Raw genomic sequence first — 6,469 nt, 5'->3', positions numbered from 1 at the left:
CTAATAATCAGTGGGGGATGAACAAAACCCCCACTGATTAAAGTTTCACTTTATAAGGGATAGAACCACATCGCTATCAAGCTAACTAGACAAAATACCCTCTAAAAAGAGCAAGGCGTTATTCTTTCTGAGAAATCATAGGAAAGGATAACGCCTTTATATCAATTTTAATATAATCGATTCACTTCTTTATAAAAAGTTTGGTTATTTTATTGAAGCTTATTCCACAAACACACCCGTTTGTTCACTTTTTTACTGTTTGAAAGCCATACTTTTTATATTGATTCATTTATTGGAAAAACCGAAAGTTTTAAACTCTCTCTATTACATATTTATTTTTGGAAAAATAGCCTAACTCCAAATACTAATAATACTGTGCCAGTAATACCCTCTATTGTACGGTTCACCTTTTCTTTTCTTAAAAAAGTTCTTAATTGACGTATTAGAGAGATATAAAGTAAATACCATATTGCTGTCAAAGTCGTAAATGTGAATCCCAACAAAAGAAATTGGAAGAAATGACTTTGATTACTCACAATAAATTGGGGTAGAAAACTAAGGAAAAATACAGCCGTTTTTGGGTTTAAGATTGCCGTGGTAAATCCTTGTCTAAAACTTTTAACCGTTCCAATATCCTTAGAGTTTATTTCCACTGAACCTGACATATCTTCTTTTTTAGAAAAGGCACTTTTAATTGACTTTACAGCTAAATAAATTAAATAAAATGCCCCAGCATATTTTATTAATGTAAATAGCATAGCGAATTTCATTAAGATAGCAGAGAGCCCTAGTGTAGCCATTATTGTATGAATCATCATTCCAGATACCGTTCCTAAGACGGTCTTTATCCCACCATTTCTACCATGAGAGATAGTGTTTTTTGTAACTAAAGCAAAACCGGGACCAGGCATCATTATAATAAGGATTGCTGTAAGGATAAATAGCATATAACTTTCCATTTTATGGTATTTCCTTTCTGATTTTTAGTTTCGCTTATAGTATAGCTTTTTTCCTTAAAACATTAAATATAAAAAGTGTGATCAGGATAGTATCATAAACTTTCAAGGAGTTGTAATTGAATTATAGAGGGCTTCACTTGAATAATGTTCTTCTGTAAATGAGCGTTTTAATAGAATGCCAATTACATAAATAATCAGATTTTTATATAAAAGGATAACTCAATTAAATAAATTAAGAGCGTTTTTTAATTACTTTTTCCCGGAACACTCTTAATTTTCTTTCGTTTATCGAGGGTATTAGTATCAACTTGACCAAACATTATCCAAAAACTACATTTAACATTTACGAAAGCATATTCGAATAATCATTCATTAAATTTCTTATCAATCAACAAAAATTAATTATCATAAGGAAGAGGTACGTGAACTTCTATTTAAGAAATTACTTATTCTTGAAAAAAACGAATTAACTCCCCATAAATAATTGTAAAGATATAAAATTCTATAATTCCCTCGGAACAAAAAAGTTGTCTTTTATAGAAACGAAGTTCATTTTTATCGTTTTGGGGTAGTGTATTCTTGTTAGCATGATGGGCATGGAGAGCTTTGAGTCTTTAGCTTGATAGTGATGTGACGCTATCCAGAAATTAATGATTTTACACCCTAAATGTTATTTAACAAAAAAATCTTGAATTCGAGATTTTTCACTTGCTTTTCAATCACTTGAGGTGTAAAGTGATAGTAACGAAAGCGATTGAGTCATATGAAAAACATACACTCAGTTGTTTTCGATTAAAAAACAAAGTAACTTATACAGTAAAAACTAAGATGAATTTACAAAAACATAATTAAGAATAAATTGAAAAGCTAAAAACCATATTAGTTGTGGGAAATGTTATTTTTTTAGTTATCACTTGACTAGTAAAACGAAACGGAGGAATAAACAATGTATGAAATTAAAGGACATCATCACATTTCAATGGTTACGAAAAATGCAAATGAAAATAATCACTTTTATAAAAACGTGCTTGGCTTACGTCGTGTGAAAATGACAGTAAACCAAGATGATCCGTCAATGTACCACTTATTTTATGGAGATAAAACAGGAAGTCCAGGTACGGAATTATCATTTTTTGAAATTCCATTAGTAGGAAGAACATATCGCGGCACGAATGCGATTACTCGAATTGGATTACTCGTTCCTTCAGAGGATAGCTTGCATTACTGGAAAGAACGCTTTGAAAAATTTGATGTGAAACATAGTGAAATGACAACATATGCAAATCGTCCTGCTTTGCAATTTGAGGATACTGAAGGTCTTCGCTTAGTACTACTCGTTTCAAACGGAGAAAAAGTGGAGCACTGGGAAGCTTGGGAGAAATCAGAAGTTCCTGCAGAGCATCAAATTCAAGGAATGGGTTCTGTGGAAATGACAGTTCGTAGACTTGATAAAATGTCGAGTACACTTACAGAGATGTTTGGTTATACAGAGGTTAGCCGCAGCGAAGAGGAAGCAATTTTCCAGTCCATTAAAGGAGAGGCTTTTGGAGAAATCGTTGTGAAATATTTAGATGGTCCTTCTGAAAAGCCGGGCCGAGGCAGCATTCACCATTTAGCAATTCGCGTGAAAAACGATGCAGAGCTTGCCTATTGGGAAGAACAGGTGAAACAAAGAGGCTTCCAGTCTTCAGGAATCATCGACCGTTTCTACTTTAAAAGCTTATATTTCCGTGAATCAAACGGAATCCTTTTTGAAATTGCGACAGATGGACCAGGATTTACAGTTGATGGAGACGTGGAACATTTAGGAGAAAAACTTGATTTACCACCGTTCTTAGAAGACCAGCGTGCAGAGATTGAAGCGAATTTAGCACCTATTGAAGAGAAGTAATAGGAGAGAAAATATAAATTAAAAACTATTGGAGGAATATAAAATGAACCAATTAAAAGGAATTCACCACGTTACAGCGATTACAAGTAGTGCAGAAAAGAACTATGAGTTTTTCACTCACGTTTTAGGAATGCGTTTAGTTAAGAAAACAGTAAACCAAGATGACATTCAAACGTATCATTTATTCTTTGCAGATGATAAAGGTAGTGCAGGAACAGATATGACATTCTTTGATTTCCCAGGTGTTCCGAAAGGAGTACACGGTACAAATGAAATTTCAAAAACTTCATTCCGTGTTCCGACTGATGCAGCATTAGAGTATTGGGTGAAACGCTTTGACCGTCTTGAAGTAGAACATACAGGAATTAAAGAGCAATTTGGTAAGAAAACTCTTTCTTTCGTTGACTTTGATGACCAACAATATCAATTAATCTCAGATGAACTTGATAAAGGAATCGAATCAGGTACACCGTGGCAAAACGGGCCAGTACCATTAGAATATGCAATCACTGGTTTAGGACCTGTATTTATCCGTATTGCAAACTTTAGCTTCTTCAAAGAAGTGTTAGAAAAAGTTCTATTATTTAAAGAGGTTGCGCAAGAAGGGGAATTCTATTTATTTGAAGTGAACGAAGGTGGAAACGGTGCCTCTGTCATCGTAGAACATAATACAGTTCTTCCTGAAGCACAACAAGGTTTTGGTACAGTGCACCATGCGGCATTCCGCGTAGAAGATCGCGCTGTATTAGAAGAATGGATTGAGAGAATCAGTAGCGTAGGACTTCCTTCATCTGGATATGTAAACCGTCACTTCTTCGAATCATTATATGCAAGAGTTGCACCACAAATTTTATTTGAATTCGCAACAGATGGCCCAGGATTTATGGGAGATGAGCCATACGAAACACTTGGCGAAAAATTATCTTTACCTCCATTCCTAGAGCCAAAACGTGAAGAAATTGAAAAATTAGTTCGTCCAATTGATACAGTGAGAAGTACGAAGGAATTTATTAAAGAGTAAAAATAGAGATAATAAGTAGGAGAGCAAGTAGTTTTAGCGGAGTGCTGGAACTGCTTGCTTTTTTATGTGGATAATCATTAAAATGTTTAATCTTTATGAATTAATAAAAGAATTGTCAGTCAATTGTGGAGAAATATTTATTTTTAGGATGATTGGAATTAGTATTTGAATTTTCTGTTATTGTTTATGGAAGAGTACATAACAGATGATTAGGAGGGGTTTCATGATTACATCTACTACAAACGAAATATTGACGCAGCTATTGAATGAATGGTATCTAGAAATTAGATCAAGACGTATAAGTAATGCAGAACGTCTAAAACAAGAAATTGATTTTAAACTTACTAAACTAAAAAAAGAGACTGAAGAAGGTTTGCAGGACCAAAATCTATTACTTTATTATTATTTGCTAGAATTTCGATATAACTATTTAATAGATAATCTAGGCTTATCTCAAGAGAGTTTTAACAAGATAGATTCTTTTAATCAACCAACAGATCATTTTTTAACTTATTATTATCACTTTTTTAAAGCAATACATTCTAGTGAGTTAGGAAATTTTCATCTCGCTAAGGAACATTACGAAAAAGCTGAAAGCTTTCTAAAGTATGTTCCTGATCAATTAGAAAAAGCTGAATTTTATTATAAGTTAGCTACATTTCATTATGATATACAACAAGCTTTGGTATCTATTAAACATGCAACGAAAGCAAAGGATATGTATTCAAATCATGATGGATATGAATTAAATGTAGCTTTTTGTGATAATGTTTTAGGCTTAGCCTGTATGAACTTAAAGGAATGGGAATTAGCTGAAGAGCATTTCACAGCTGCTATGGATCAATTTCAAAAGATTGGTGAAGAAAAATTTATTATTATGGTTCGTCATAATTTAGGATGGATGTATTCTACGCAAAATTTATCTGCATTGGCAATTCGTTATCTTACTGAAGTAGTAGAAAAATCTCCCCAACATTATAAATCTCTTTATGTAAAAGCAAAAGAGCATTACAAGTTAAAAGAGCATGAGATTGCAAATAAGCTTATAGAAAAAGGATTGAAGATCTGTAGAGATTCGAAAATTGAAGGATATCAACACCATTATGAAATTTTAAATGCATTAAATCAAGGTGTAAAAGCAGAAGAATTAGAAGTCATTATTCTTAGAGGAATTACGTATTTTGAAAGAGAAGAGTTATATGATTATACTCAGGAGTATAAGGAAAAATTAGCAATAAAATTTTATGAAGAAAACCTTTGGGAAGAGGCAAGTAAGTATTTTTATCTTAGTAAAAAAGCAAGAGAAAAACTTTTTGATAAGGGGGCTTTAAAATGAAAAAAATGGTGATTAAATTATTAGGGATTGTAACAGTATTTACACTGACTTTAGGAGTATATAGTTCAACAAATCATCAAGAAAGTCCAACAATAATGAAAGCTGAACATGGGGATTATGGTGGCTAAAATAGAAAAAGGGATCTCACAATGAGGTCTCTTTTTTCTTTTTAGTTGTAAAAGAATTGACTTACTTTAAATATGTAACTATAATAGTTACAGAATAACCATTAGTAATAGAAATGAGTTATATTTTTTTAGTATAATTGTAACTGTTCCAGTTACAATTAAAAAGAGAACATAAAATAACCAAAAAATGTAAAAACTTTAAATAGCAACAAGAGAAAGGAGACGGGAACTTTGAAACGGTTTAAGTTTTATATGATTAGCGGTATTGTGCTCGTTTTGTTAATTGTTTGTAATTTCGTCGATAAGCCGATTGCGAAGGTTGGAGAAGTGAAAGATACTGTTATGATGAAGCTGAATACGAAAGAGAGTATGGCGCAAATTGATGGGCAGACGATTTATTTTAAACAAATTGGTGAGGGGAAACCTCCGTTACTTATGCTGCATGGGTTTGGTGGTTCTTCTGATGGGTTTAGTGATATTTATCCGGAACTAGCGCGAGACCATACGATTATTGCGGTTGATATTTTAGGGTTTGGGCGTTCTTCTAAGCCAGTTGATTTTCAGTATTCGTTTCCTGCGCAAGTGAATTTATATTATAAGTTAATGAAGAAGCTCGGATACGATCAGTTTGCAGTGCTCGGCCATTCAATGGGCGGAGAGATGTCCCTTAATTTAGCGTATTTATATCCGGATGCAGTGACGCATCTCGTTTTGGCGGATGCTACAGGGATAGAGTCTTTCCAGCAAAAAGAAAGTTATGAAGTACCAGCGCTATCGACGGACTTACAAACTGTAACTGAAATTGCGAAGTATAATAAAAATGAAGTGAAAAATAGTCGTGATGATAAAGAGCATTATGATCAGCTTACGAAAATGAGAGAGCGCCGCATTGCGATGGAAGCAGATAAAATTAAGGTACCGATTTTAATTATATGGGGACGACATGATAAGAGTGTTTCTTGGAAAAATGGTGAACTGTATCATGGGCTATTTGCGAATAGTACGTTTCATATTATTGAAAAAGGATACCACGCACCGTTTCGTCAGGAACCAATTGAGTTTATGGAATATGTACAAGCATTTTTCGCGAAGCATCCACAATAAAAATTTTAAGCATAAATCCACTTCTTTCCT

The 6,469-nt window shown here is 33.3% G+C and carries 6 protein-coding genes; 5 read left to right on the top strand and 1 reads right to left on the bottom strand.

All coding sequences use genetic code 11. The annotated features are described in order from the left end of the window. Positions 1 to 332 precede the first annotated feature (332 nt). The gene (locus tag RT27_RS03625) at positions 333 to 959 is read right to left on the bottom strand and encodes a LysE family translocator (RefSeq protein ID WP_043935335.1); all 627 of its coding nucleotides are present in this window, start codon (positions 957 to 959) and stop codon (positions 333 to 335) included. Positions 960 to 1,905: 946 nt separating this feature from the next. Here RT27_RS03625 and RT27_RS03620 point away from each other — a divergent pair. From RT27_RS03620 to RT27_RS03605, 5 genes are all read left to right on the top strand, one after another. Beyond that, on the top strand, positions 1,906 to 2,850 hold the full coding sequence (locus RT27_RS03620; RefSeq protein WP_043935334.1) for a ring-cleaving dioxygenase: 945 nt from the start codon (positions 1,906 to 1,908) through the stop codon (positions 2,848 to 2,850). Positions 2,851 to 2,893: 43 nt separating this feature from the next. Then, positions 2,894 to 3,871, top strand: coding sequence for a ring-cleaving dioxygenase (locus RT27_RS03615; RefSeq protein ID WP_043935333.1), 978 nt, complete (start codon positions 2,894 to 2,896; stop codon positions 3,869 to 3,871). A 223-nt stretch (positions 3,872 to 4,094) separates the two neighbouring features. Next, complete coding sequence (locus tag RT27_RS03610) at positions 4,095 to 5,207, top strand: tetratricopeptide repeat protein (protein WP_043935332.1); 1,113 nt, start codon at positions 4,095 to 4,097, stop codon at positions 5,205 to 5,207. Then, positions 5,204 to 5,335, top strand: coding sequence for a hypothetical protein (locus RT27_RS36055; protein ID WP_016082610.1), 132 nt, complete (start codon positions 5,204 to 5,206; stop codon positions 5,333 to 5,335). The genes RT27_RS03610 and RT27_RS36055 overlap by 4 nt, the downstream gene beginning before the upstream one ends. Positions 5,336 to 5,566: 231 nt before the next feature. Then, positions 5,567 to 6,439, top strand: a complete 873-nt coding sequence (locus RT27_RS03605) for an alpha/beta hydrolase (protein WP_016082609.1) — start codon at positions 5,567 to 5,569, stop codon at positions 6,437 to 6,439. Positions 6,440 to 6,469: the final 30 nt, after the last annotated feature.

Source organism: Bacillus sp. L_1B0_5, from assembly GCF_000836715.1.
Lineage (GTDB): Bacteria > Bacillota > Bacilli > Bacillales > Bacillaceae_G > Bacillus_A > Bacillus_A thuringiensis_S.
This window is presented reverse-complemented; position numbering and strand designations above follow the sequence as displayed.

Bases quoted from the DNA above. Each gene is read 5' to 3' on its own strand.
- RT27_RS03625 (WP_043935335.1), bottom strand. From the start codon at position 959: ATGGAAAGTTATATGCTATTTATCCTTACAGCAATCCTTATTATAATG.
- RT27_RS03620 (WP_043935334.1), top strand. From the start codon at position 1,906: ATGTATGAAATTAAAGGACATCATCACATTTCAATGGTTACGAAAAAT.
- RT27_RS03615 (WP_043935333.1), top strand. From the start codon at position 2,894: ATGAACCAATTAAAAGGAATTCACCACGTTACAGCGATTACAAGTAGT.
- RT27_RS03610 (WP_043935332.1), top strand. From the start codon at position 4,095: ATGATTACATCTACTACAAACGAAATATTGACGCAGCTATTGAATGAA.
- RT27_RS36055 (WP_016082610.1), top strand. From the start codon at position 5,204: ATGAAAAAAATGGTGATTAAATTATTAGGGATTGTAACAGTATTTACA.